We start from the raw sequence: 26,028 nt of genomic DNA, 5'->3' as shown, positions 1-26,028 counted from the left end.
ATGATATTGGCGGCGGGCCTGGGTAAACGCATGCGGCCTTTAACGGACACCCTCCCCAAGCCCCTGATTCCGGTTCGCGGTAAGCCGCTTATTGCCTATCACCTGGAGGCCCTGGCTCGTGCCGGTGTAAGCGAGGTGATCATTAATCTCGCCTACCGTGGGCCGCAAATTCAGCAGTACGTTGGCGATGGTGCCGCGTGGGGACTACAGGTGACTTACTCCAGCGAACCAGAACCCCTTGAGACCGGCGGTGCTATCGTACATGCGCAAGAGCTGTTGGGAGATGCGCCGTTTATTTTGCTCAATGCTGACGTGTTTACCGACTTCGACTTTAGTGGTTTGCTAAAGGCGCCGCTGGGGGAGGATGACCTCGGTCGGTTGGTGTTGGTGCACAACCCTGACTTTAAGCCAACAGGTGACTTTGATGTTAATGCCTCCGGCCGTTTACAGTTGTTGGGGGCGGGAGAGGGTTTTACCTTTGCCGGTGTTAGCCTGCTGAAACCTGCACTTGTGCTGGAATACCCCAAGCGCAGAGCCTGCTTTGGCTTGGCGGAAGTATTCCGCGAGGCGGCGGTTAACGATCGACTTTCGGCCGAGGTCTACACAGGAGTCTGGAGTGATGTGGGTACGCCCGAGCGGTTGGAGGCGTTGCAGGGGTAGTAGTCAGTAGCGATTATGTTGATCGGGTTTTGCGCCAGCCCATAATAGGTTTTTCGACCCAGTAATAGCTCATTGCTGCCAGCGGTAGTGTTATTAGTAAGCAAAGCGCAAGCGCCAGAGCGCTGGCGGCGGGGGTGCCCCAGTAATCCTGGTCGAGGGCCAGAAGCGCCTGCTGCGCCGGAAAGTGCCACAGGTAGATGCCAAAGCTTATTTCACCGAGCCATACCAAAGGGCGGCTGCCTAAAATTGCACCGCGGCACTGCGGATGAATAGCGCAATAAACCATAAGTGCAATCGCTGCCGCCATGGCGGGGTTCCAAATGACTAGTATCCAGTGTCCGCTCCAATAAACTTCTTTATGGCTGAGCTGCCAATACTGAAGGGCTAAAAAAACGCCGATTGAGCTTGCGCAAGCGGCGCGCCACTGCAGTTTGCTCCAGCGAATATCTAAAAAACTGATGGCAAAGCCTGCCGCAAACGACGATATGCTGCCGGGGAGCATATCGAGAACAGGTAGGTGCTTGACGTAGTGAGAGCTAGGCAGCGCCTCTATGACCGCGTAACGCCAGCTAATGGCAAGCGCAAAGCAGGCGGCAGTCGTCGCAATCCAGCCGATTTTTCGTTGCAGTAAAATTAACAAAGGCAGGGCAATATAGAACGACAGCTCGATAGGAAGAGTCCACCATACGCCATTGATCGGCTTGGTCATCCATGGCGGCATGTTGATCCACAGTAGCGCGTTGCGAATTAGCTCGGGTGTGGATGTGCTGGGAAGCAGGCTCGGCAGCCAGTAAGAAATTAATGCTAGTATGGTCAGCTGTAGCCAAACCGCAGGGTATATGCGCATAAACCGGCGTCGCCAAAAATGTATTAAGGTTGCGCCTGTGAGTTGTTGGTGCTTTAGTTGGCCGCCCAGCAGGTAGCCCGACAGTACAAAAAACAATGGCACCCCCAGCCAGCCGAATTCGATCTGCATAAAGAGGTTCCATTGGTCGCCGACAAAACCTACGCTGCCATAGGCTTCTTTAAAGGCCGGAAACAACGCATCCCAGTGAAACAGTACCACTGCTAGGGCGGCGAGCCCTCTTAGGCCGTGCAGTGTGGGTATAAAGGCTTGCATGTAAAGCTTTACTCGCGTTGGTGATTGGGTGGTTGGCTCGGATTATGCTGGATACCTAATTTGATTGCTATGTGCGGCTAGTGATAAGTAAGTGACGGGAAACGTAATAGAGTGACAAAATGCGCGTGAGTGAAAGCTTGGGCGGTAAACAGTGAGCAGTTAATAGGAGGGCCGGTGGCTCAAGATATAGTGATAGCACCTTCGGTGCTTAGCGCAAATTTTGCTCGTTTGGGGGCTGAGTGTGATGACGTCCTGCTTGCCGGGGCGGATATGATTCATCTGGATGTGATGGATAATCACTATGTACCCAATTTAACGGTGGGGCCAATGGTGTGTCAGGCTCTGCGTGACCATGGGGTTGAGGCGCCTATAGATGTACACCTTATGGTTGAGCCGGTAGATGCGGCTATCGAGGCGTTTGCTGCCGCAGGCGCTTCTATTATTAGCATTCATCCCGAGGCCACGCGTCACCTGGATCGCTCGTTACAGTTAATTCGCGACTTAGGGTGTAAGGCGGGTTTAGTGCTAAACCCGGGTACGCCCGTCAGTGTGGCAAAGCAGGTGCTGTCGCGGCTCGACCTCTTGCTTATTATGTCGGTTAATCCGGGTTTTGGTGGGCAGGCGTTTATTCCGTATTCACTGGATAAGCTGCGCGAAGCTCGCACGCTAATTGATGAGGCGGGATTGCCTGTGCGGCTCGAGGTGGATGGTGGCGTCAAAGTTCACAATATATCGGAAGTCGCCAGAGCGGGGGCGGATACGTTTGTGGTGGGGTCGGCTATCTTTGGCGCGCCGGATTACCGGGAGGTAATAGAGCGCTTACGCGAATCCGCCGGGCAGCCTTAGTTTGAGAAGCTGGAACGGATTTCGCTTACCGTTTAGCGCTGCGGTAATGCATGGCGGTGCGTAGAGCCGGTTGTTATTTTTTGTGTGGGGGCTTCCCTGCGGCGCTTTGTGCGGGTAAACTGCCACCGTCGGAATAAGGTCAGGCCACTTGTGGGTTGGCGGGCGCGTCTAAGTTGGTTGAGCAAGTGTGATCTTGGTCTAACTTTGATTTGGGCGCGTTTCTGGCGGCAGCTATGTGCCCAAAATCACCCTGCTTTGCTATTGTTATGGCTTAAAGGGTGTGTTAATTTAGAACGCGATTGGGTGTTCGTCGAGCATCTGGCCGGTCATGTGCTGGTGGTAAATCGAGTTTATAGGGTCGCGGTAGCGCGCCCGCTTACAGAAAACAATACGATACTTTGTAAATCTAGGAGCTAGACAATGAAGAAAAAACTTCTACCTTTGGCAATGCTGGCGGGACTGGCTGGTGCATCAGGTGCTGCTCAAGCGGCTTACCTGAATTCAGACGGCCTGGGCCAGGTGCTGATTTTCCCTTACTACACCGTTAACGGTGGTAACTTCACTAACATCAACCTGGTAAACACCACCGGTGAAGCTAAGGCCGTTAAGGTTCGCTTCCTGGAAGGTGAGAACAGCCAGGAGGTTCTTGACTTTAACCTGTACCTGTCTGCTTACGACCATTGGTCTGGCGCAGTTGCTATGTCAGAAAATGCTGACGATGGCAGCATTCCATGGAGCACTGGTGACGGCGAGTTCCCTGCCCGAATCATCACCAATGACACTTCTTGTACCGCGCCTGCAATTGATGCGGACGGTGAAGACTTCCGTAACTTTGCTTACGCCGTAGACAACTCTGGTGCTAATCCAGTTGACTCTTCTGACACCAACAAAAGTCTGTCACGTACTCGTGAAGGTTACGTTGAAGTGATCGAGATGGGCGAGATCGGCAATGTTGCGGATCCAGATGGCGATCCATCTACTGATGACGCGTTCAACCCAGCTTCTGCTGTAACTCACGTTGATGGTGTGCCACGCAGCTGTGACCTAGTTCGCAACGCTTGGAACGACGGCGGTGTTTGGGATCAAGATCCTACTGTAGGCGTTGTTGCTCCTACTGGTGGTCTGTACGGTTACGCCTCTATCATCGACGTAGCTGAAGGCACTAACGCCTCTTACGACGCGATTGCGGTTGGCGACTTCTCTGATACTCAACTGAACCAAGACACTGGTAGTGTTTTCCCGTCTTTGACTCAGGCTCTGCCTTTCTCTGACGTGTTCTACTACGATGATGTTGCTGGTCAAGGCGAGATTGCTGCAAACAACTTCACTGCAAACTCTCCTGACACCATCAGCTCGCTGTTTATGCGCGACACTCTGTCTAACGACTATGTTCTGGACGAAGCTATTGCTGCAAACACCGACTGGGTTGTTACCATGCCAACTAAGCGTTTCTACGTGAACGGCTTTACCCAGACTAACGATAACGGCACTCCAGGCGATACTTCAGATGACTTTGAAGAGCCAATCGCAATGGCGCCTTTCAACTCTCCTTGGGATGGTTCAACGGCTTGTGAGCACATCGATATCGAGTACTGGGATCGTGAAGAGGGTTACCCAACTGCACCAGTAGTTCCAGGTGAAATCGACTTCTCGCCTCTGCCTCCTCAGGTTACCGTTGTTCCTGATGGCTTTAACTTCTGTACTGAAGTTAGCATCATGACCTTCAATGGCGGCAGCGTGTTGGATTCTTCTGCGAACCTGACCTACGGCTTGAACTTGGAAGACGGTTACGAGCACGGTTGGGCACGTATTGACCTGACCAACGCTGTACCTCCAGGTGGTAACGCAGCGGACTATGATGCTCGTGAAATCACCGGTGACGTAAACACCTTTACTGGTCTGCCAGTAGTTGGCTTTGCGGTTCAGAAGTACGAAAACGGTACTTTGGAAGGTGGTGTACTGTCTAACTACGCTGGCGTAGTTGTTCATAAGTACACTCGCGACATTCAGTAATATTGTTGCTGTAATGTACGTAAAGAACGCGGCCTCCGGGCCGCGTTTTTTTTAGTAAAAAATATCGAAAAGATGTTGTAAATTGTACAAAAAATTGACAACTGGCTCTAAGTTCTGCCTAATAGGGATTGGGTATTTGCAGAAGTGCGAATATAATAAAATTGATTAATTGTTAGTGTTAACTTCAAATGTTTGGCCTGAAACCTGCTAGTGTTAAGTTGACGCCAAAAAAACGGCAAAACGATGCCTCTTAGAAGGCACATACGTACCATACGAGGGTGAATATGAAAAAATTATTGGTGGCGGCGTGTGTGAGCGCTGTATGTACCGCTGGGTTTGCGACTGCGGCTACTCTTACTATCGACGGTGAAGTTGTTGACGTTAGCAGCTTACAAATTAACTCAACTGGCGAAGACCTGAATGTTATTGTTACTACCGTTAACGGTGGTGGCTCTGGCTCTGTGTCGTCGTCTTCCTCGAGCAGTGTTCCGGCAAGTTCTAGCAGCTCTTCTTCCAGTTCTAGCTCGAGTAGCTCGTCTTCTAGCGTTCCCGATAATGGCGCGTGTGGCAGCTGGCCTGGTAGTGTTAAACGCGACAACACCTATGCCTATGGTTATAGTCAGGGGCAGCATGTCGTCAATATTGGCGATACGATCACTGCGATGCCTTTCACCACGTCGGCAAGCGCAAGCGAAGCAAACAAGGTGGCGTTTGCGGCGACTATCGGCGTTACCAATATCAGTATGGAGGCTTGGGTGACTGAGTGTCCAGGGCAGCCGGAATCCCAGCGTGTGTCGTTCTGCTACGGTTATGGCTCCGAGGCAATGGGTTTAAATATGGCGCACTCTAGTCGTCGTGGTTACTGCGCGCTTGAGCCCAACAAGCAGTACTATTTGAACGTACGTACTAGCGGATGTACTAAGTCTGGTGGGTGCCCTGTGTACCGCTCTTTGACTAAAGCCTACAACTAAGTCTAGTTGTTTTAAATAAAGGCGGACGTCCGAAAGGGCGTCCGCCTTTATTGTTTCTGGGGTAGATTTGAAGGCTTTTGATATGCACAGCGTGGTGTTGCAGCTACCTAGGTGAACCTCCATGGCTAATTGCTGTCTTTTACCCAGCGCTTTAGGTGTAGCGCTGCGGTGGGCGGTAAATGGCAAGAGTCGTGGTGTGCGAGGGGGCATGTTATTATGCCCGCACTTTACAGACTTAACTTGTGGATGGTGCTGCAGAATAATGTTTCGTGGTGCACTCCGTTATGCAGTTGTTTGTCTCGGAAACATTGGTTGGAGAAAGGTTAAATATATGCAAGTAAAGTCAGTTTTTGCCAGTTTTGTGTTAGTAACTCTACTGGGGAGCAATGTGGTATCGGCCAAAGGTGTTAAATCTGATGATGTGCTGCTCACCACGGATGATGTCACCATTACTGTCGGTGATATGCGCCATTACGTGCAGGAGCGAATCGACCAAGGTTTGCCGGCTGAGCGTTTTGCAGAGCCCGGTGTGGTGCCGCGGTTAATGGAAAACTTGATGACGATTCGGGTGCTCGCCAATATGGCGAAAGCCGAGGGTGTAAAGGTCGATGAGCAGATGCAATGGGCGCTGGATGTCGAGCGTGATCGCCAGCTTTATAATCGTTATGTGCGTGACACAATTGCCAAGCAAATAGCTGCAACCAACTGGGACTCGTTAGCCAAAGAGGACTATTTGGTTAATAAAGCTGAGTATCAGCACCCCGCTCAGGTAAGCGTCTCTCATATTCTGGTGGCTATCACCAAAGAGCGCAACCAAGAGCAAGCTTTAGAGCGCATAAACGAAGTTCAAGCATTACTTAAAGACGGCGAGTCCTTTGAGGCATTAGTACAGCAGTACTCTGACGATAGCGGGTCTGTTAAAAACGATGGTGCATTGGGTTATTTTGCGCCGGGCCGAATGGTTAAGGCTTTCTCTGAGGCAGCATTTGCTATGTCTGAGGTGGGGGATTTAAGCGAGCCGGTGAAAACTCAATTTGGCTACCATATTATTCGCCTCGATGGCGAGCGCCCAGCGGGCACGCTGCCCTTTGACGAGGTTAAAGAGCGTATTATTGCCAAGCTGCAAAAAAATATGGATTCAGATTTGAGAACTGAGCTGACCCTAGAGGCACGTTCACCGAAAGAGTTCGACTTGAACGACGAAACGCTCAAAGCGCTCGAAATGGAATACGTTGATCCGAGCCTGTTGTAGCTCGTAAATTTGAGCTAAGGCCGTGAGTGACTTTGATTGTAAATAACAGGTGTGCAAGCGAGCTATGATGCTAGGCGAGTGGTTGGTAGAGCGTAACAAACTGTCGGCGCGGGATGTTGAGCGCGCACTTTTAGCTCAGTCTGAAATGGGCGGCTATTTGGGACAGGTCTTGGTTAAACTTGGTCTGGTCGCGGAGCAGGATGTTGCACAGGCTTTGTCGGACTTGCTGGGTATCCGCTTGCTTGCCGAGGCCGATTATCCTTCTGAGCCAGTCGAAGTGCCGCAACTGTCCGAAAGTTTTTTGCTGAGCAATGGTGTGGTACCTATAGCCGGGCCATCTGAATCGAGCGGCGGTTGGCAATTTGTATCGGTTGTGCCGCAAGATCAGTACATTCAAAAGGCACTTACAATGGCTCTGGCCGGGCCAATAACGGTACACCTGGGGTTAGAGTCAGACGTTGCTAATGCTTTGAATGCCCGTCAGACAACTGAAGATACCGAAGAGGAGGACGATGATGCCTCTTTGGCTGGAATAGATGATGACGAGTTTGTCGAGCACTTAAAAGACTTGGCAAGTGAGGCGCCGGTTATTCGCCTGGTAAATCAAATTATTCATCGGGCGTTGGACTTGGGTGCCTCTGATATTCATGTTGAGCCGTTTGATGGCGCGTTGCATTTGCGCTACCGCGTTGACGGCGTAATTCAGGATACGCCTGACGCTCCGGCACTTGAGCTTGCGCCCGCGATTGCCTCACGTATTAAGTTGCTTGCTCACATGAACATTGCTGAGCGACGCCTGCCGCAGGATGGGCGTATTATGACCCGGGTAAAAGGGCATGAGCTTGATTTACGGGTGTCTACTATCCCTACGGTGCATGGCGAAAGTATTGTTATGCGGGTGCTTGACCGCGAGAGCATCCAGTTAAGTCTGGAGAGTATGGGCTTTTCCGCAAATACTTTGGATAGCTACCGTCAATTGCTGGCTAAGCCTCACGGGGTTCTGCTGGTTACCGGGCCCACCGGTTCGGGTAAAACAACCACTCTTTACGCCTCTTTGGCAACCCTCGACGCTAGCGAGCTGAAGATTATTACGGTAGAGGATCCAGTAGAGTATCAGCTTGACGGCGTCAATCAGATTCAGGTTCAGTCGCAAATTGAGCTGACGTTTGCTCGCTCTTTGCGAGCCATTTTGCGACAAGACCCGGACATTATCATGATCGGTGAGATGCGTGATGGCGAAACCGCTCAGATCGCGGTGCAGTCGGCGTTAACCGGGCACTTAGTGCTTTCAACCTTGCACACCAACACGGCGGCTGGCGCGATTACCCGATTAGAGGACATGGGTATCGAGCGCTACCTGATTACCTCATCGGTTAATGGGGTGTTGGCGCAGCGGTTGGTCCGCACCTTATGCAAAAGCTGTCGCATTGCGCAAAACGTAGATATGACAGAGGCGAAAAGACTCGGTCTGGACAGGTTTTTAGGTGAGGGCAACTTGCAAATTTATGTGCCGCAAGGTTGTAGTGAATGCAAGCAATCTGGCTACCGAGGCCGTACCGCCATTCACGAACTGTTTGTTATGGATGGCGCCATGCACAGGGCAATCCAGGCGGGCTATGACGCAACTCAATTGCATGAAACCGCCCGAAAAAGCGGTATGTTAACGCTGTTTGAAGATGGTTTGCGCAAAGTGGCTGCTGGAGAAACATCACTGGAAGAAGTTTTGCGGGTGACTCAAGACCAAAGTGAAAGCATTGAGGTTGCGTCATAGTTAACGCCTGACGCGCGTAGACCTTAATAGCAAGTGGTTGTGGTTGACACTGATGTTGGTGTTGCGCGGCTCTAGAGTATGGCAGGCGCGTACTCTGTTGAGTCGGTTTATTAAATAATATCTGGTGCCCCTTTAATTATGCCTAGTTTTCATTATAAGGCTGCTCGAGCCGACGGCAGTGTTGTTAGCGGGACGCTAGAGGCGGGCTCGAGTGACGTAGCGAACCGCGACTTGCGCAGTCAGGGGCTTGTTGTGTTAACCCTAAACGCTGATACGGGTGCTATCGCGAGCGGGGCAGGGCGAGCAAAGTTTGGCCCCAATCAGGTGCTGTCGTTTACCAACGAGTTGGCGGTACTGTTGCGGGCCGGCCTTCCTATTGATCGCGCCCTAAAAGTTCTTATTGATATGAGTGCTACCCCGGCGTTACGGGGTGTAATCGAGGGCTTACTTAAGACGGTTAAAGGCGGTAAGGGGCTCAGTCAGGCGCTGCAGGATCAGCCGGATTACTTTGATGAGTTTTACATCAGCATGGTTCGCTCGGGCGAGGCGAGTGGTAATTTGGCCGGGGTTCTGGCGCGTTTAGCCGCTCAGCTTGAAGGGGCTAAGCAAGTGCGTTCGAGTGTGATTTCGGCCCTTATCTACCCGGCAATTTTGGCGGTAATTGCCGTGATTTCGGTGCTGGTGATGCTTGGCTTTGTCGTCCCCCAGTTTGAAGCCTTGTTTGAAGATATGGGCGATGCTTTGCCGCTACTCACCCAGTGGGTGATTGCCGGTGGTGAGGCGATAAAAAATTATGGTTGGCTGCTTATATTATTGGTGGTGGGCTTTGTCTGGCTGGCCCGCCGTTGGCTGCGCAAGCCCCAAGGTAAGCAGTGGCTAGATAAAACCCTACTTAAGTTACCGATTTTAGGTGGCGTTACGTTCAAGTATGAAATAGCGCGCTTTGCCCGCACTATGGGTACTCTGCAGGCGAGTGGCGTGTCGGTTTTAAAATCGCTAAATATTGCCGTATCTACCGTGGGTAATGGCGTTGTGAGGGCGGCGCTGGAGTCGCTTGCGCCCGAGGTAAAGCGCGGTGGGCGTATGTCGCACGCTTTGGCTGAGGCGAAAATGTTTTCGCCAATGATGATTCAAATGGTTCGTGTAGGAGAAGAGTCTGGCCGCTTAGATGAGATGCTGCTGGAGCTTGCGCGGGTTTATGACGACGAAGTATCGAGTGGCGTTAAGCGCAGCCTTACCTTGTTAGAGCCGGTTTTAATTTTGGGTATGGGTGGCATGATTGGGTTTATTATCGTGGCGATTCTGATGGGTATATTATCCGTCAACGATTTAGCCGCGTAGTGAAAAGACGTTTACAGTGAGATAGGTGTGAAATATGGGTAGCAGAAATCAGCGCGGTTTTACTTTGGTTGAGCTGTTGGTGGTATTGGCCATTATTGGTTTGTTAGCGGGTCTTGTGGGTCCTCGGGTTTTAAACCAGTTAGGTGGAGCAAAGGCGAAAACCGCAAAAGTTCAGATTCGTGACTTTGAATCGGCCTTAGAGATCTACAGCCTGGACACAGGCCGTTTTCCGAGCTCCGAGCAAGGATTGCAGGCGCTGGTGACTAACCCCGGTAATGTTACTGGCTGGAATGGCCCCTATTTAAAGCGCAATGAGTTGCCGCAGGATCCCTGGAATAACAATTACCATTACCGCTTTCCGGGTGAGCAGGCAGAGTTTGATATCTACTCCTTTGGTGCGGACGGTAAAGCCGGCGGCGAAGGTGACAACGAAGACATTGGTAACTGGCAGCTTTAAATAAACCAGTGATGAAAACCCGAGTTGTAAAGGCCTGTACTCATTGCGGCTTTACCTTGCTGGAGATGATGGTGGCGCTGGCTATTGCAGCCGTTTTAATGGCGGCAGCGGTGCCTGCGGCCAGTAAGATGTTCGCCAGTATGCAGTATCGTGGTGCTATAGCCGACGTTAAAGCATTGCTGGAGACTGGACGCTATCAGGCCAGTACTTCTGGTGCGACTATGGTGGTACTGGTTAAACCCAAAACACGGCAAGTCAGTGTGGGAGATCGTGTTGAGGTGCTGCCAGAGCACGTCGCCATACAGGTGAGCTCGGCGGCCGAGTTTCGTCCGGACCGTGATACCGCCGCTATTCAGTTTTACCCAGATGGCAGTTCGTCTGGCGGTGCGATAACACTAACGCGAGATACCGGCCAGGCAATTACCTTGAATGTGGGCTGGCTGCTTGGCGAGGTCGAACAGCTGTCCGCTACCGAGGATAATCGATGAACCTTGGTTTAAGGGTGCGCTGCCAGTCGGGTTTTTCATTACTTGAGATGATGGTGGCAGTCTCCATTTTGGGAATCTCTCTGGGCATGCTCTATCAGGCTACAGGTGGTGCCGCTCGTACGGTTAACGTTAGTGAAGAATACGCCTACGCTGTTATGGTTGCGCAAACTGTGCTGGCCGACAATAGTTCGGTGGCGCCAGAGGGCGTGAGCGATAGCGGTGTTACGGAGGATGGGTTTCGCTGGCAGATTACCAGCGAGCCGGTGGTGATAGACCCTGCCAACGAACCTCATTTATATCGTGTGAGCGTATCCGTTGCTTGGGGTATAGGGCGCACACCGCGGCAATATAGCCTCGACTCGGTGGTTCCGGTGGATGTGCTTGAATGAAGCGCTCAAGGTCTAAAGGCTTTACGCTCGTCGAGGTGGTAGTGGCGATCACCGTCTTATCGCTAATTGTTTTGGCCACCGTAACAGCCATGCAAACGTTAGGTGTCAGCCGCCATCGTGTGCAAGCACACGCTCAAGGGGTTGCCGAGATGCGGGCGGTTACCCGGTTTATTCGGCGTACGCTCGAGCAAGCAAAGCCCGTTTATGTTTACGAATCGGGCCGCTCTTTCGGGCAGTATTTTTATGGCAGTAACAGCCAGCTACTGCTAGCTGCGCCTTTGCCGATTCCCGGGCATAGTGGCGGAATTACATCGTTGCGACTGTACGTCGACGACAACAGCCAGTTGGTTGTGCAATTAAATGACCAGCCTATAACCAGTTTGCAATCCATTGGTGATGGACGCGCCTATGTACTTGCCTCGGATATTACGGGGTTTAGCGTTAGTTACCGTGAGAACCGTGCGGCGCCTTGGGTAGAGTTTTGGGGCCTCGGCGGGGACACTCACGCTCCACCGGACCATGTCCGCATTAAGATACGTCAAGGGGAGCGATTTTGGCCCACCATAATTGTCGCCGTGGCGAAGCTGTAAAATGGTAACCGCATGTTTTTGGTTAAAGGCTACTTTATGAGTTCGCTCTCCCAGGGGGCGTTCGCCTACCGTAATCCAGTGCGGGCTCAGCGCGGAATGGCGCTGGCTATATTGCTGTGGTTTATTGCGGCCTTAACGATTCTGGTTAGTGGGGTAGTGGTTGTCGCAAAAGTCGAGAGCCGTACCGCTAAGGCGCAAATGGCGATGGCTAAAGTGGCGGCGGCAGGCGATGGCGCAGCATTGCTCTATATGGCAACCAGGTCGTTGCAACAGGCTAGCATAGCCGGTGAAAGTGAGAGCCCTTTACGGGGTGTTTTTCAGGTAGGTGAGTCGCAAGTGTATGTGCGGGCTGTGCCGGTTGCGGGGTTGATTAATCTACTTAAAGCGCCGGAGGATGTGTTGCTGCAGTTGTTTCGTTATGGTGCTGGAGTGCCTGAGGGGCGCGCTCAACGATTGACGGCATCTGTGGTAGAGTGGCGCCAGCGTAAGCTGGAAAAGCGTCAGATGTTAAACGCTTCTGATAGCTTCTCCAGGGTTCAGGTGTTAGAGGATGTGATGTCGGCTACGGGGCTGACAAGAGACATTTTTGAGCGCATCCGTTACCTGAGTTATGCCTCGATGGCAGGTAGCGGCGAAGTGAATGTGGCCGTTGCCCCCGCGGAAGTTCTGCAGGTATTAGCAGGGGGTAATGCATCGTTGTACCAAGAGTATTTAGCCACGCAGCGCCAACAAAAAGGCGCTCCGGGCAGTGGTAATATGCGTATAGATACGCGCGCTATGAGTGGCTCTAGGGCCTACCAGCGCTCAGTCTGGATTAAGTCCAATGTGATTGAGGGCTCAGGTTGGCAGATTTACCGCAAATTTCCAGTACATGGCGTGAGCAGCGTAGAGTTTAATGGGTAATCTATGAGTGTACAAACGAGTCAGTGGGTGCTGTTTGGCTATGATCTTCGTGGTTTATGGCAGTCCTTTCGCGGGGCCTGGCGAGAAGTATTCTGGGCTCAGGGCGCGCCGGTACGCAAGCTTATAGATGAGCCAGTAGCGTTACAGGCACCTGATGGCTCCGTGGAGCTATTGGGTGTTGGTGGTGATGATATTGCCGCCAACGCAATATTACTGCCCGAAGACACGGTACTAAGCAAAAGCTTAAATGTGCCCAGAATGGCGGGTGTGGCCCCCTCGCAGGTTGTTGCCAATGAGGTTGTTGCCGCTAGCCCCTTTGGCTCCGACGATACCGCTTATGGCTGGCGCGTGCTAGACAGTGATGCGGCAAAACTTGTGGTGGGCGTTGCCATTGCCAGTAAGTCGAGTGTTATGAGTTACGTGCATCAGTCACGCCCCTCCGCTGCGGCAAAGGCTATTGAGATTTGGGCTATGGTGGGAGGGCAGCATATTGTACTGTCCGGTTTTGGTGAGTATGAACGCAACACTCGCTATCGCCGGCGGTTACAAAAAGCGGCCGTGTTGGTGTCCTGTGCGCTGTTATTATTAGTCATGGCACTCGCGGTGCCTGTGGCGTATAAGTATTACGATTTGGCTGCCACTCAGGCGGCGTATAACAATATTCAGCAGCAGGCCAAAGACATCGTACAGCTGCGCACAGGGCTGGCAACCGCCAACCAGTATATTGATGAGCTCAATAGCACAGAGATGAGCGTCTCAAAGCCGATGTTTGTGTTGAACTTGTTGAGTGACAAATTGCCCGATGATGCCTGGCTAACCAGCTTTGAGCAGGAGGGTGGTTCGGTGACGATTGACGGCGTGGCTGACAATGGCGCGGCACTGATGCAGGAGATATCCCAATACCCGAGTATACAAAACGTACGTGCTGTAAGCGGTATCCGCAAAGTAGGTAAAAGCGATGAGAAAGAGCGCTACAGCTTTGCGTTCACGGTTGCGGAAGGAACCCCAGATGCTGAATAGAGCAACGTGGCGTAAGCCTGAATATCTAGTTGTCGGGGTTACTCTCGGTGTGCTCGTTATCGTGGTGCTGTATGTCATGATTCTATTGCTGCTTAAATGGCAGCAATACGACGCTCAAATCGATGATATTGAGCCGAGATATGCAAGGCTGGCTGGGCTTGTCCAGTCCGAGTCGCAGTTACGGGCATTAGAGCGTGAGGGCCGTGAGTCGTTAGATTCGTTGGTGTATGGTGCTACTGAAAATACCAACTCGGTGGCGACAAAGTTACAGCAACAAGCTCGCAATATATTCTCGGTGGCTGGCCTTGATGTTAGTGCGAGTCAGATATCCCGCTCTAAACAACGAGATGGTTTTGTGCAAATTAACATTGCACTGAATGCCGACGGCTCGTTAGATGCACTAGCCCAGGCCTTGGCAGAGTTGGAGCAGGCGCGGCCTAAAATTTTTGTGAGCAAAATTACTGTGCAGCCAAAGCGCCGCCGAAATACCAACGAGCCTCAGTTAGTTGAGGTGCGAGCGCAGCTGAGAAGCTTGCAAGCGGGGGGGCAAGGTGCTCAAGATCAGTCCTATTAACTTAATCGCTACAGAAACACCTTTTCTAAACCGTTTATTAATGGTTGTGCTCGTGCTTGCCTGCTTGTTTGGTTTGTTGGTAATTGTTGCCGTTATTACCTATGGCGCAAAGAGTTTGCCTGAGCCTATTGTTCCGGCCGCTGGTGTGTTGACAGTTTCCAGCTACAACGCAGGAGAGGATGGTGCCGACTACAGTGCGCTTTTAGAGCGCCCAGTATTTTGGCAGGGGCGTACACCCTACACTCCGCCAGAAGAAACCGAAGCGGTGGCGACGGCTGAGCCTAAAGAAAATGCCAGTATCGATGAGATGCAGCTTATCGGGGTATTCGCTGCCGGTTCAGGCTCTAGCGTTACAATACGCTACAAAAATGAAAGCCATCACTTGCGGGTAGATGAAGAACTGGCTGGCTGGACACTTTTGACAGTGATGGGGAAAGGAGCGATTTTTGGCCGGACCGATACCCTGGAAGGCGAGCTTGTGAGCACCCAACTTGAACTTGATCACGGGCCGTCTTTGCCGACTCAATGGCAGGGCGAGCACCCTTTTGAAGGGGAACGAAATTGATTTTTCGCAAAGAGAATTCCATGACGACACGACAAATTACCAAGCCATTCTATGTAGCGCTGATCACTTTTTTGCTTGCTGGCTGTGCGACAACAGATTTTTTTCAGCAAAATAATACCCCTAGTGCTGAACCCGCAGAAGAGCCGCCGCTGCAAGTCGGTGAGGTAACGGATGAGCGCGACGACTGGAGTGCAGAAAAAGAGGAGCCAAAAGAGCCCGAGCAACAGCAGGCGCAGTTATTTCCAGCGAGTGGCGGCGTAGTTAATATGCCCGCGGCCCGCAACCCAGTGGCGTTGCAGGGCGAGGACGTCACCCTCAATTTTCAAAATACCCCTTTGATTGATGTTGTAAACGGCATTATGGGTGATATCTTGGGGCTCGATTACATTGTCGAAGGCAAGCTGGCCGGGCAGGTATCGCTGCGTACTCGCTCGGCAATTCCGGTAGAGCAACTGATGGTTATTCTTGAGTCGATGCTCGAGATCAATGGTGCATCAATCATTAAAACCAACAGCGATCGCTACATTGTTAGCTCCAACCCCAATTTACAGCAGTTGGCGCCTCGTTACTCCAACCCTAAGTCCACGGGGGCGGGCTTTAGTAATGTTATTGTGCCGCTAGAGTATATCGGCGCCTCGCAAATGGTTGAAATACTCCAGCCAGTCGCCCCGGAAAGCGCGTTTGTTCGCGTAGACACTCTGCGTAACCTACTTATTTTAGGTGGTACTAGAACCCAGGTAGATGGTTGGCTAGAAATTGTTCGCACCTTTGATGTCGACTTTTTGGCCGGGATGGCTGTGGGGATTTTCCCCATCGAGTACTCAACAGCCGAAGAGGTGGCCAATGCGCTGACAACGGTGTTGTCGTCAGGCCCGGGGGGAGAAGCAAGTGAGCTTGAAGGCTTAGTGCGTATTGTCCCGCTCGATAGCTTAGGCAGTATCTTGGTGGTAACGCCTAAAAACAGTTATTTAGAAAAAATCAAAACATGGGTTTCGCGCCTTGATAAAGCTCCGGATGCCTCTACCGAGCCACAATTGTACGTGTATGAGGTAGAAAACGGTGATGCTGTGCATTTGGCGCAGCTGCTGAGCAGCGTCTTTGGTGGGGGCAGCGCAGGCGGTGCCGGTAGCATTAATGATGGTGTAGCACCAGGGTTAACGGCAACCTCGACCTCTAACACGGGCGGAATTGGTAGTGACGGTAGTAACTCAAACAACCAAAATTCGCGGCGTAATTCAAATAGCTCCAGTACAAGCTTCTCGTTTGGCGATTCGGCTAAGATTATCGCTGACGATATCAACAATTCATTGTTAATTTACGCAAAAGCTTCTGATTACCGAAAAATTGAACCTGCGCTAAAACGTCTGGATATCGTTCCGTTACAGGTGTTGATTGAAGCCAGTATTCTCGAGGTGACGCTACGCGACGAGCTGCGCTATGGGCTCGAATGGTACTTTGACAATAGCTTGGGTGATGGCTGGACCGGCAGTGGTCAGCTCGATCTCGGTGATGGTGGTATCGGCCGGCAATCAGGCTTTTCATACACCTTCAATAACCCGTTGGGAGACTTGCGGGCGGTGATTAATAGCCTGGCGGATAAACAGCTAGTCAATGTAATCTCCACGCCGTCTATTATGGTGTTGGATAATCACTCAGCGGCAATCCATGTGGGTAACCAGCAGCCTGTGCGGTCATCTTCTACTGTTACCGATGGTGGTACAGTCTCTAACTCGATTAATTATCGCGATACCGGTGTAAAACTTGAAGTGGTGCCCTCGGTCAATTCAGGTGGCTTGGTGTCTATGTCGTTGATGCAGTCGGTGACTGATATTGGTCCAGTAGATGACGCCACAGGACAGACCAGTTTTTATGAGCGCAATATTAACAGTGAAGTCGCGGTACGGTCGGGTGAATCTGTGGTGCTGGGTGGTTTGATTAAAGACAACAAAACTACCGGGAAATCAGGGGTGCCGTTCTTTCAGGATTTGCCTATTATCGGGAGCTTATTTGGCACCACATCGATTGTCGAAAATAGAACTGAGCTTTTGGTTATCATAACGCCACATGTGATTCAAAGTGATCAGCAGCTGCGCGACGTGACCAGCGAGATGCGCAAGCGTATGAAAGGGCTGGATATCTTTAATGGTATGTATGGCTCAGGCGTAAAAGCTAACGATTAATGTCTGCCCTATACTGGGCGTTGAGTAAGGTTCTGCCAAATGGCAGTTTTTAAGTAATGTGAGGGGATTTAGAATGCTACGCAGGTCTATCAGTCTGTCGGTTTTGTTGGCTACATTGCTTACCGGGTTATCTGGCTGCGCCATGTTTGAGCCGAAATCGGATGAAGAAGCTGTCACGCAACGAGCTCAGGGCTGGGTCGACGCTCTGTTAGAGCAAGACTATGCCGCGGCCTATGAATTTACGTCGCCTGGGTTTAAAACGCGCGAAAGTGCGCGTAAATACACTAAGCGTTATGCAGGCTCTGGTATGTGGACGAAAGGCGCGGTAGAAAAAGTATCTTGCGAAGTAGAGACCTGCGACGTAACGGTAAGAATTCATTATCTTATTAAGCCCTCAAACCTTACCGCGAGCATGCCTCTGACCGAAAGTTGGCTGAAAGTCGACGGCCAGTGGTGGCTCTACCACAAAAAATGATGGTGCGATAAACACGAGATAATCAAGTTGGTTGAAACACTAGTTGTAAGTTCTGTCAGCAAAAATTTTGCTGTTAACGACGAGCCGCTTAAGCGGCTCTTTTCGTTGTTAATACCCGGATATAAACAAAAGTCAGAAGAGTTTCGCGCGCTTGATAATGTGTCGGTGAGTCTTGAGGCAGGTCAAACTCTGGGTATTGTTGGCCGCAATGGTGCGGGTAAGTCCACTTTGCTGCAACTTATTTGCGGTACTTTAAAGCCTTCGTCCGGGAGTATCTCGATTCAGGGGCGGGTTGCTGCGCTTTTGGAGTTAGGTGCCGGGTTTAATGAAGATTTTACCGGGCGTGAGAATATCTACCTCAATGCCGCCATTTATGGCTTAAAACGCCGTGAAGTGGATGCCCGTATAGAGGAGATTATTGAGTTTGCTGAGATTGGTGAATTTATTGATCGCCCGGTTCGAGTGTATTCGAGCGGCATGTTTGTGCGTTTGGCGTTTTCCATTATCGCCCACGTCGATGCTGACGTTTTGGTAATTGATGAGGCGTTGGCGGTGGGTGATGCGCTGTTTTCGCAAAAGTGCATGCGCTTTTTGGACGAGTTTAGAAAAACCGGCTCGATTATCTTTGTCAGTCACGATTCCGGTGCCGTATCCCAACTGTGTGATAAAGCCTTGTGGCTGCACCGGGGGAAGGTCATGCTCGAAGGCGATGCCAAACAGGTGACCGAAGCTTACCTGGAGTTCTTGTATAGCGAAATTCAGGGCGATATTTACGCCGGCTCTGCCGAGGTGATTGATTACGAAAGAGCCGCCGAGGCTTGGTATGATCCGCGCGATAAATTATTGCAACACTCCCAATACCGCAATGATATCGAGATTCAGCCTTTTGATACCAACGTAAGCGCTTTTGGAACGGGCTTGATCCAAGTGGTTGATTGCTGCTTACGTGACGAACAGGGCCGTAAAATGTCGGTTGTGTTTGGCGGCAGTATGGTCGAGCTCGAAGTGGTGATGGACACTCAGTCCGAGCTGAACAATTTTATTGTGGGTTTTTTGCTTAAAGATAAACGTGGTCAGGTATTGTTTGGCGACAACAGTTTGTTGTTTAAGCCCGAGGGTTACCGGGTTTCTGCCAATGGGCGGTATGTCGCCCGTTTGAAGTTTTTAATGCCCTATCTAGCGCAGGGTGAGTACGTGGTGTCCTTGGGTATTGCTTCGGGCACACAGACCGATCATGTACAGCATTGCTGGATTCACGATGCTTTGGTGTTTAGCTGTCAATCAAGCCATATTATTCACGGCCTATTTGGTACGCCGGTCGTGGATTTTACATTAGAGGCGGTGGATAAAACAGTATGAATACCGGGCTTTTATCGGCATTACGCCGTTACTCCAGTTTGTTTTCTATGATGGTTGGGCGAGATATTGCCGCGCGCTACAAAGGCTCACTGCTGGGTTTTTTTTGGGCGGCGATTAACCCGTTTCTGCTAATGGTTGTGTACGGCTTTGTGTTTGGCGTGATCTTTCAGGCACGCTGGCCGGCACAAGGCGATGAGCCCGTCAGTTTTGTGGTGCTGTTGTTTTGCGGCTTAATTGCACACTTAATGTTCTCTGATGTTTTAGGGCGCTCTGCCTCTGTTATTCGCGACAACGCTAACTACGTTAAAAAAGTGGTGTTTCCGTTGACGATATTTGGTGGCGTGGTGTCTTTCTCGGCGCTATTTCACTTTTTGGTGTCGTTTGTGGTGCTGTTACTGGTGTCGTGGGCTATGGGCGGCTATGTCAGCTGGCACATTATATTTTTGCCTCTACTGTTACTGCAGTTTTTGTTGTTATGCACCGGGGTCGCGTGGTTTGTAAGTGTGTTAGGGGTATTCTTTAAAGATCTGACGCACATTATTGGGTTTATCTCGACCGTATTTCTGTTTACTTGTCCGATATTCTTTCCCACAAGTTATGTGCCCGAGCAGTACCAGGTTATTTTAAGCGTTAATCCGCTGACTTATTATGTCGAGGCCATTCGCGGCATCGTGGTGTATCACACGCTGCCTACGTTAGCGGTTTTTACTTGTGCGTCGGTCGTGGCTTTGGCGACCTTCGCGTTCGGCTTTTGGTTCTTTCGCAAAACTAAGAGTAGCTTCGCTGATGTGGTGTAATTTACACGGTAGGGGGTGCTAAATGAGCACTGCCTGTCAGCTGGATATTATAATCCCGGTCTATCGCGGTGTTGCGCAAACCAAGGCCTGTGTGGCCGCCGCACTGAGCTCGCTGCCCGATTATGCCCGCGTTATTATCGTCAATGACGCATCGCCGGAGCAATCGTTAGCCGATTACTTTGAGCAGTGGGCTCGTGAAGATCGTGTACAGGTTCTGCATAACGCGGTAAATGTTGGGTTTGTTGCCAGTGTAAACCGTGCTATGGCGCTATCGCAGAGCCACGACGTTATATTGCTAAACAGCGATACTCTGGTGGCGCCGGGCTGGGTTGAAGCCATTATGCGATCGGCCGCGCGCAACACCCGCGCCGCTACCATAACCCCGTTTTCTAACAATGCGACAATATGCTCGTACCCATTGTTTTGTCACGATAATCCTCTGCTGCCCGGTATTGATGTTGCCCAAATGCAGCAATACTGCCAAGAGGCGAATCAAGACCTAACGGTGAGTATCCCCACCGGGGTTGGGTTTTGCATGTATATTCGTCGCGCCTGCCTGAAGCAAATAGGCCTGTTTGATGAACAGGCGTTTGGGCGAGGTTACGGCGAAGAAAACGATTTTTGTATTAAGGCGAGCTACGCGGGCTGGGATCATCTATTGGCGGCAGACTGTTTTGTCTACCATCAGGGTAGTGTCAGTTTTGCTGGTGACAAAGCGCAGCTTACCCACGTAGCCGAAACCGTAATCAATGATCGCTACCCCGAGTTTTTTGCGCAGGTGCGTGAGTTTGTCGCCGCCGACGCCGTAAAGCCCCTGCGCGAGCGTATTGATAAAGTGATTTTTGCGGCGGGCGGGGCGAGCGCAAAGGCGCTGCAAGCTATTCGCGCCGCCGAGCTACCGTCATCGACAGAGAGTGTAATGAGCGAAGAAACGACCCCAAACAATGCCATAGTACTGAGCCCCAAGGAAGCTCAGGTACTCGACGATTTTGCCAGGGATGACACTGAGAAACTACTTTTTATCAGTCACGCTTGGGGTGGTGGCGTGGAGCAGCATGTCGCGCTATTGCGCCAGATAGTGCCTGCGCGCGTGATGCTGTTGCGCGGCTGTGGCGATGGCGGTGTTGAGCTGTGTTTGATGACGGCCGATAAAACGGAAGAGATCATCCTAAAGCTGGGCGGCTTTGACGCGCAGCGCCAGGGCCAGTGGCTTGAGCTTTTATCGCAGCTTCACTTTGACCGTATTCATTTACACCATGTACACGGTTGGAGTGCAGATATTATCTCGCTGATCCAGGCGCTGGCCCTACCGCTCGATATTACATTACACGATTATTATTTAATCTCTCCGCGCTACCATCAAACCGCCGCAGGCGCAGTTTGTGAAGGACCGGGCTGGCCCGACGATGATGCACAGTGGCAGGCGTTAATGGCGCCGCTGGTTCGCTCTGCCGCTCGTATTATTGCGCCCTCTGAGAGCGTGATGCACGCGGTGGAGAAAGTTTTTCCCGAGGGGCGCTATACCACGCAAGAGCATCCGCAAAAAGTTGTGGCCGCACCGCCGATAAAAAAGGTGCTGTTACTGGGCTCGCTGTCACCCGAGAAAGGCTTGCAAGTCGTCGAGCAGGTCGCCACATTGGCAGCGGCGCAGGCGCCGGCTATGAGTTTTCATTTGGTGGGCTTTAGCACTGACCCGGTAGAGGCTCCACTGAGCATGACCGGCGATTATCAAGATGACGACTTACCTCGCTTAATTGCCGAGCAAAAACCAGATGTTATCTGGCTGCCGGCCCAGGTACCGGAAACCTTCTGTTTTACCTTGTCTCACGCTATGGCCTATGGCGCGGCTATTGTCGCGTCCGACATTGGTGCCTTGGCTGAGCGCCTGGCAGGTGTAAAGAAGGCGACTCTGGTGCCTTTTGATGCCAGCGCCTCGCAGTGGTTAGACGTATTGAAACGTGCCTCTGATGGGGCAAGTGCAGAGCCACGATTGGTCAGCGATAACCTCGACCAATACGCGCACTGGTATATGAGTGAGGTCAGTAAGCAAAACGGCGAGCAGGCAGTCGATACACTTGCGCTACTCGATAGTGTGCGAGCCTTTCCCGAGGCGCCGCTGCCGGTAGACCGCCCGATTAAATCGTTGCTGCACTTTGCCAGCCGCACCCATCACCGTGGTGTATTGCGCGAAGTGGAGCGCCGTTTATCCAGTCTGCCCGATGACGAAGCCGAGGTCGCGCCAATGCGCGAGTTCCGTCACTTACACTCGGCCTCGCAACAACTACAGGCCGATGTCGCCGAGCTGACCCACTGTTTGCGTGAGGCCAATGAGGAGTTTTTGGCATACGAACGCAGCACTCAGGTAGAGTTAAATGCGGCAGAGCAGAGCGTAGCACTGTCTGAGAGTAACTTAGAGCAGGCCAAAGATAATATTGCGCAGCTGCAAGAGCAGGCACGCGACGCCCAGTTGCACATTGATAACTGCGAGACGTCAATGACGCAACTCAGTGCTCAGGTGGATGAGTTGATCGCTGAGCGCGACGCTTTGTTGGCGAGCTTTTCTTGGCGCATCACCCGTCCGTTGCGGGTGTTAAAGCGGGCTTTGGTAAAAGCGCCTCGGGTGGCGGCAAAACTCTCTCGTCATCTTGTCCGGCCGGCCTCATATGCACGCTTGTTTAGCATGGTGCGCCGTGGGCAGTGGCAAGAGTTATTCGGCCGTGTCAGTTACGAGGCCAACACAGTTGCGGCACAAGCTCAGGCTGCTACTCAGGTGCCACGTATCAAGGTTAACCCCGAGCTTTTGAGCGATCAGCCTATTGAGCTCGCTCCTTTGACGTTACACAGCAGCGCTAAACCGCTGTTATCCATTGTGATTCCGGTCTACGGACAGCACGAAACGACCTACGCCTGTTTAAAAAGTATTGCTGACAACCCGCCCTCGGCCCCCTTCGAGGTGGTTATCGCTGACGACTGCTCGCCAGAGCCTGCAACCGAGGCACTGGCAATGGTAGACGGCCTACGTATTTGGTCGGCGGAAGTGAATCAAGGTTTTGTGGGCAATATGAACGCCGGTGCCGAGTTCGCGAGCGGTGAGTATTTGGTGCTGCTCAATAACGACACGGTGGTATCTCCCGGTGCTTTTGACGCATTGCTGGCAACCTTTTCGCAGCAGGAGAACGTTGGTCTGGTGGGGGCAAAACTGCTCAACCGCGATGGCACGTTGCAGGAAGCCGGCGGCATTATTTGGCGAGATGGAAGCGGTTGGAATTACGGTCGGGATCAAGATGCCGACGATCCGCGTTTTAATTACGTGCGCGATGTGGACTATTGCTCTGGCGCGGCGCTAGCGATTAAACGCGAGCTGTTTTTAAGCCTGGACGGCTTTGATACCTATTATTCACCGGCCTACTACGAAGATACCGATTTGGCCTTTCGGGTGCGGGCTAAAGGCTTACGGGTTTTGTATCAGCCTGCGGCGGCCATTTATCACCTCGAGGGCATCAGCCACGGGCGAGATGAGTCCAGCGGCGTTAAAGCTTATCAGGTCACCAACGGCAAAAAGTTTTTCGAGCGATGGCAGAGTGTATTACACCACCACGCTGACAATGGGATTGACCCGGATAATCAGGCCCATCGGAATACCCGAGGGAATGTGTTGGTGGTTGAGGCATGCATGATAACTCCCGATCAGGATTCGGGTTCTATCCGCATGCTGAACCTGCTCAAGCTGGTTAAAGCCGAAGGCTACCACGTGACCTTTGTAGCCGATAATCTTGAGTACCGCAAAAAGCCGGTTGATGAAATGCAGGCCGCGGGCATTGAGGTGTTGCACAATCAGTGGGCGGGCTCGGTGCGTAAAGTACTGCGTAAGCGTGGCCCGGATTTAACGGCGATTTTAATCAGTCGGCACTATATCGCCTCACAGTACATTACCTTGGCGCGCGCGTGTGCTGCACAGGCGCGGCTTATTTTTGACACAGTCGATTTGCACTTTGTGCGAGAAGAGCGCGAGTTTGAAGTCTCGGGTGATACCGCCCTAAAAACTCAAGCCGCTATTACCAAGCGCAAAGAGCTCGATCTGATTAATAAATGCGATGTGACCTTAGTGGTCTCGGAGTTTGAAAAAACACTGCTGGCCGAGATCGCCCCTGAGGCGACGGTGGATATCGTCTCAAACATTCACTCGCACTCTCCCGAGCGTCCCGGTTACGAGCAGCGCGAGGGTATTTTGTTTGTGGGTGGCTTTCGTCACCCACCCAATATTGATGCGGTGCAGTGGTACGCCAAAGAGGTGTTGCCCTTTGTGGCCGAATTATTACCGGGTGTAACCACATCGGTGATTGGCAGCCATATGCCAGATGACATCAAAGCGCTGGGTTCGGAGCATTTAATCATGCACGGCTTTGTCGAGGATATAGAGCCGCACCTGCAAGGGGCGCGCATATCTATTGCTCCATTGCGCTACGGTGCGGGGGTAAAAGGTAAAGTGAACGAGGCAATGAACTACGGCATTCCTGTAGTGGCTACTAACTGCGCGGTAGAGGGCATGCATACCGTCCCCGGTGATGACGTAATGGTCGCCGAAGATCCGCGCGAATTTGCCGAGGCGATTGCTAAAGTGTATCAGGACGCAAAACTTTGGCAGCGCTTATCTCAAGGTGGTATCGATAATCTAGACGCACACTTCTCGCCTCAGGCGGCCGCTCCTGCGGTGCGACGTATTTTAAACTAATTCATGAGCGCGCCCGGTGTGACAGGCTCATCGATTAAGGCACCGCTGGTAAGCGTGATTATGCCGGCGTTTAATGCCGGCGATACCATTGCGCGGGCTATCGATTCGGTATTGGCACAAACTTATACGTGCTGGGAGTTATGGGTCGTCGATGACGCTTCGGATGATGCAACCGCCGATTATGTCGCGATGAAGGCGCAGGGTGATGAGCGAATTAATTTACTGCGGCTGCCGCACAATAGCGGCTCCCCGGCGCGTCCACGCAATGAGGCAATCGCGTGTGCCAACGGAAGATACCTGGCCTTTCTCGATGCCGATGACGCCTGGATGCCCAGAAAGCTAGATACACAGTTAGCCGCTATGCGCCAAGCAGACGTTGCTATTAGCTGCACCGGTGCCGAGCTCGTGCGCGAGAGCGGCGAATTAATGGATATTCGCTGCCCGCCCGTTCAGGCTACGTATCAAGGTTTATTGGCGCAAAACACACTGGTGTGTTCGAGCGTTATGCTCGATACGGCCAGGTTAGGGGAGTACTCGTTTCCAACCGTGGGACACGAGGATTACGCACTGTGGTTAGCGCTTGCGCGAAAAGGGCACACGGTATTGGGCATTGCCGAAAATCTAACACGCTACTACGTGCGGGCTCATTCACTCTCGGCCAATAAGTTTAAGGTATTGCCGTATTTTTGGCGTATTTATCGCGAGCGCGAAGGGTTTTCTCGGTGGCGTGCGGCTTATTTAACCGCGCGTTATGCCTGGTTGGCACGCAGGCGAGCGCTTAAGCACGCCCGCGCGTAAGTCGACGTAAGGCTAGTGTTATTATCGCCGCCACCATACCCAGCCGGCTGATAAGAATTTTTTGCCAGGGGCGACGTTTTTGGCTCGATACATTGGTGGCGTGTTGTCGTTTTGCCAATACGCTCGCGTCGAGGTGGGCCATGCCTTTATTAATATTTCCCGCCATGGCAATCCAGAGATCGTGTGATTCAACGTAGTTAGGGATTGGTAAAATTTGATCGCATAGGGTGCGTTTAAATGCCATGGCACAGCCATAATAAGGTCGTTTGCCCTGGAGTATCCCCCACAGGTTAGCGAGCCAACGCTGACTATCGGCACTGTTTAGCTGACGCTTATGCGCACGATTAAGCGTTTTACCTTGCTCATCTATATCGGTGAAGTTACCGGCGGTCACCAGGCAACCAGGGGGAGTGAGTGCCGCTTTTAATATCGCTAAACGGTTTTCGGGCCACACATCATCTTGATCGGCCAGCGCGATAATGTCGCCCTTGGCGAGCGACATCGCTTTGGCGAAACTGGCAACATGCCCGAGCTGTTGCACGTTTTGGTGCAGCTTAATACGGCTGTCTTGTTGCGCGCGAATAATGCTCACCGTTTTGTCGCTTGAGTGATCGTCCACCACAATTAACTCGTCTTCCAGTGCTAGCTCCGCCAGTATGCTGGTAAGTTGCGCGGCAATAAACGGCGCGCCATTGTAGCTGGCCATGCATACGCTGACAGCCATAAA

The 26,028-nt window shown here is 51.9% G+C and carries 23 protein-coding genes; 21 read left to right on the top strand and 2 right to left on the bottom strand.

All coding sequences use genetic code 11. The features are described 5' to 3' along the window. The gene (locus SD69_RS15665) at positions 1–660 is read left to right on the top strand and encodes a nucleotidyltransferase family protein (protein ID WP_332307925.1); all 660 of its coding nucleotides are present in this window, start codon (positions 1–3) and stop codon (positions 658–660) included. A 13-nt stretch (positions 661–673) separates the two neighbouring features. Here the strand turns inward: SD69_RS15665 and SD69_RS15660 are convergent, their stop codons facing one another. After that, positions 674–1,780: an acyltransferase family protein gene (locus SD69_RS15660; protein ID WP_041523954.1), complete on the bottom strand. Its 1,107-nt coding sequence runs from the start codon at positions 1,778–1,780 to the stop codon at positions 674–676. 174 nt (positions 1,781–1,954) lie between these two features. On the opposite strand from SD69_RS15660, the gene rpe reads away from it, so the two are divergent. From rpe to SD69_RS15560, 20 genes are all read left to right on the top strand, one after another. After that, positions 1,955–2,626 (top strand): ribulose-phosphate 3-epimerase, encoded by a 672-nt coding sequence (gene rpe / locus SD69_RS15655; RefSeq protein ID WP_041523953.1) that lies wholly within the window; start codon positions 1,955–1,957, stop codon positions 2,624–2,626. Between the two features lie 420 nt (positions 2,627–3,046). After that, positions 3,047–4,639 (top strand): hypothetical protein, encoded by a 1,593-nt coding sequence (locus SD69_RS15650; protein WP_041523952.1) that lies wholly within the window; start codon positions 3,047–3,049, stop codon positions 4,637–4,639. 284 nt (positions 4,640–4,923) lie between these two features. After that, positions 4,924–5,610: a hypothetical protein gene (locus SD69_RS18830; protein WP_041523951.1), complete on the top strand. Its 687-nt coding sequence runs from the start codon at positions 4,924–4,926 to the stop codon at positions 5,608–5,610. A gap of 331 nt (positions 5,611–5,941) precedes the next feature. Further along, positions 5,942–6,862: a peptidylprolyl isomerase gene (locus tag SD69_RS18975; protein WP_041523950.1), complete on the top strand. Its 921-nt coding sequence runs from the start codon at positions 5,942–5,944 to the stop codon at positions 6,860–6,862. 64 nt (positions 6,863–6,926) lie between these two features. Continuing rightward, positions 6,927–8,633: a GspE/PulE family protein gene (locus SD69_RS15635; protein ID WP_041523949.1), complete on the top strand. Its 1,707-nt coding sequence runs from the start codon at positions 6,927–6,929 to the stop codon at positions 8,631–8,633. Positions 8,634–8,771: 138 nt separating this feature from the next. Further along, entirely contained in the window at positions 8,772–9,974 is a 1,203-nt protein-coding gene (locus SD69_RS15630) for a type II secretion system F family protein (RefSeq protein WP_041523948.1), read from the top strand. Between the two features lie 34 nt (positions 9,975–10,008). After that, positions 10,009–10,431 (top strand): type II secretion system major pseudopilin GspG, encoded by a 423-nt coding sequence (gspG, locus tag SD69_RS15625; protein ID WP_041523947.1) that lies wholly within the window; start codon positions 10,009–10,011, stop codon positions 10,429–10,431. A gap of 11 nt (positions 10,432–10,442) precedes the next feature. Further along, positions 10,443–10,919: a GspH/FimT family pseudopilin gene (locus SD69_RS15620; protein WP_052481245.1), complete on the top strand. Its 477-nt coding sequence runs from the start codon at positions 10,443–10,445 to the stop codon at positions 10,917–10,919. Then, entirely contained in the window at positions 10,916–11,308 is a 393-nt protein-coding gene (locus SD69_RS15615; protein ID WP_041523946.1) for a type II secretion system protein, read from the top strand. The genes SD69_RS15620 and SD69_RS15615 overlap by 4 nt, the downstream gene beginning before the upstream one ends. Continuing rightward, complete coding sequence (locus tag SD69_RS18235) at positions 11,305–11,898, top strand: prepilin-type N-terminal cleavage/methylation domain-containing protein (RefSeq protein WP_052481243.1); 594 nt, start codon at positions 11,305–11,307, stop codon at positions 11,896–11,898. The genes SD69_RS15615 and SD69_RS18235 overlap by 4 nt, the downstream gene beginning before the upstream one ends. A 36-nt stretch (positions 11,899–11,934) precedes the next feature. After that, positions 11,935–12,801: a hypothetical protein gene (locus SD69_RS15605; protein WP_157471724.1), complete on the top strand. Its 867-nt coding sequence runs from the start codon at positions 11,935–11,937 to the stop codon at positions 12,799–12,801. A 3-nt stretch (positions 12,802–12,804) separates the two neighbouring features. Then, on the top strand, positions 12,805–13,821 hold the full coding sequence (locus SD69_RS15600) for a PilN domain-containing protein (protein WP_041523944.1): 1,017 nt from the start codon (positions 12,805–12,807) through the stop codon (positions 13,819–13,821). Next, complete coding sequence (gspM, locus tag SD69_RS15595; protein WP_041523943.1) at positions 13,811–14,395, top strand: type II secretion system protein GspM; 585 nt, start codon at positions 13,811–13,813, stop codon at positions 14,393–14,395. The genes SD69_RS15600 and gspM overlap by 11 nt, the downstream gene beginning before the upstream one ends. After that, on the top strand, positions 14,373–14,960 hold the full coding sequence (locus SD69_RS15590; protein ID WP_041523942.1) for a hypothetical protein: 588 nt from the start codon (positions 14,373–14,375) through the stop codon (positions 14,958–14,960). Before gspM ends, SD69_RS15590 begins: the two co-directional genes overlap by 23 nt. A 20-nt stretch (positions 14,961–14,980) precedes the next feature. After that, a complete protein-coding gene (gspD, locus tag SD69_RS15585; protein ID WP_052481241.1) occupies positions 14,981–17,140 on the top strand; it encodes a type II secretion system secretin GspD in 2,160 nt (719 codons plus the stop codon). Between the two features lie 73 nt (positions 17,141–17,213). Further along, a complete protein-coding gene (locus SD69_RS15580) occupies positions 17,214–17,615 on the top strand; it encodes a hypothetical protein (protein ID WP_041523941.1) in 402 nt (133 codons plus the stop codon). A gap of 105 nt (positions 17,616–17,720) precedes the next feature. Further along, complete coding sequence (locus tag SD69_RS15575) at positions 17,721–18,974, top strand: ABC transporter ATP-binding protein (protein WP_198144115.1); 1,254 nt, start codon at positions 17,721–17,723, stop codon at positions 18,972–18,974. Beyond that, positions 18,971–19,771: an ABC transporter permease gene (locus tag SD69_RS15570; protein WP_041523939.1), complete on the top strand. Its 801-nt coding sequence runs from the start codon at positions 18,971–18,973 to the stop codon at positions 19,769–19,771. The genes SD69_RS15575 and SD69_RS15570 overlap by 4 nt, the downstream gene beginning before the upstream one ends. 22 nt (positions 19,772–19,793) lie before the next feature. Then, complete coding sequence (locus tag SD69_RS18230; protein ID WP_052481237.1) at positions 19,794–24,503, top strand: glycosyltransferase; 4,710 nt, start codon at positions 19,794–19,796, stop codon at positions 24,501–24,503. Between the two features lie 18 nt (positions 24,504–24,521). Then, entirely contained in the window at positions 24,522–25,301 is a 780-nt protein-coding gene (locus SD69_RS15560) for a glycosyltransferase family 2 protein (RefSeq protein ID WP_198144114.1), read from the top strand. On the opposite strand, the gene SD69_RS15555 is transcribed toward SD69_RS15560, so the two are convergent. Then, positions 25,282–26,025 (bottom strand): glycosyltransferase, encoded by a 744-nt coding sequence (locus SD69_RS15555; protein ID WP_041523938.1) that lies wholly within the window; start codon positions 26,023–26,025, stop codon positions 25,282–25,284. The genes SD69_RS15560 and SD69_RS15555 overlap by 20 nt on opposite strands. Positions 26,026–26,028: the final 3 nt, after the last annotated feature.

It is taken from the genome of Gilvimarinus agarilyticus (assembly GCF_000832015.1).
GTDB lineage: Bacteria > Pseudomonadota > Gammaproteobacteria > Pseudomonadales > Cellvibrionaceae > Gilvimarinus > Gilvimarinus agarilyticus.
This window is presented reverse-complemented; position numbering and strand designations above follow the sequence as displayed.

Coding starts and splice junctions, on each gene's coding strand:
- SD69_RS15660 (WP_041523954.1), bottom strand. CDS start 1,780: ATGCAAGCCTTTATACCCACACTGCACGGCCTAAGAGGGCTCGCCGCC.
- SD69_RS15605 (WP_157471724.1), top strand. CDS start 11,935: ATGAGTTCGCTCTCCCAGGGGGCGTTCGCCTACCGTAATCCAGTGCGG.
- SD69_RS18235 (WP_052481243.1), top strand. CDS start 11,305: ATGAAGCGCTCAAGGTCTAAAGGCTTTACGCTCGTCGAGGTGGTAGTG.
- gspG (WP_041523947.1), top strand. CDS start 10,009: ATGGGTAGCAGAAATCAGCGCGGTTTTACTTTGGTTGAGCTGTTGGTG.
- SD69_RS15615 (WP_041523946.1), top strand. CDS start 10,916: ATGAACCTTGGTTTAAGGGTGCGCTGCCAGTCGGGTTTTTCATTACTT.
- SD69_RS15650 (WP_041523952.1), top strand. CDS start 3,047: ATGAAGAAAAAACTTCTACCTTTGGCAATGCTGGCGGGACTGGCTGGT.
- SD69_RS15665 (WP_332307925.1), top strand. CDS start 1: ATGATATTGGCGGCGGGCCTGGGTAAACGCATGCGGCCTTTAACGGAC.
- SD69_RS18230 (WP_052481237.1), top strand. CDS start 19,794: ATGAGCACTGCCTGTCAGCTGGATATTATAATCCCGGTCTATCGCGGT.
- SD69_RS15600 (WP_041523944.1), top strand. CDS start 12,805: ATGAGTGTACAAACGAGTCAGTGGGTGCTGTTTGGCTATGATCTTCGT.
- SD69_RS18975 (WP_041523950.1), top strand. CDS start 5,942: ATGCAAGTAAAGTCAGTTTTTGCCAGTTTTGTGTTAGTAACTCTACTG.
- SD69_RS15570 (WP_041523939.1), top strand. CDS start 18,971: ATGAATACCGGGCTTTTATCGGCATTACGCCGTTACTCCAGTTTGTTT.
- SD69_RS15580 (WP_041523941.1), top strand. CDS start 17,214: ATGCTACGCAGGTCTATCAGTCTGTCGGTTTTGTTGGCTACATTGCTT.
- SD69_RS15620 (WP_052481245.1), top strand. CDS start 10,443: ATGAAAACCCGAGTTGTAAAGGCCTGTACTCATTGCGGCTTTACCTTG.
- gspM (WP_041523943.1), top strand. CDS start 13,811: ATGCTGAATAGAGCAACGTGGCGTAAGCCTGAATATCTAGTTGTCGGG.
- gspD (WP_052481241.1), top strand. CDS start 14,981: ATGACGACACGACAAATTACCAAGCCATTCTATGTAGCGCTGATCACT.
- SD69_RS15635 (WP_041523949.1), top strand. CDS start 6,927: ATGATGCTAGGCGAGTGGTTGGTAGAGCGTAACAAACTGTCGGCGCGG.
- SD69_RS15555 (WP_041523938.1), bottom strand. CDS start 26,025: ATGGCTGTCAGCGTATGCATGGCCAGCTACAATGGCGCGCCGTTTATT.
- SD69_RS15630 (WP_041523948.1), top strand. CDS start 8,772: ATGCCTAGTTTTCATTATAAGGCTGCTCGAGCCGACGGCAGTGTTGTT.
- SD69_RS18830 (WP_041523951.1), top strand. CDS start 4,924: ATGAAAAAATTATTGGTGGCGGCGTGTGTGAGCGCTGTATGTACCGCT.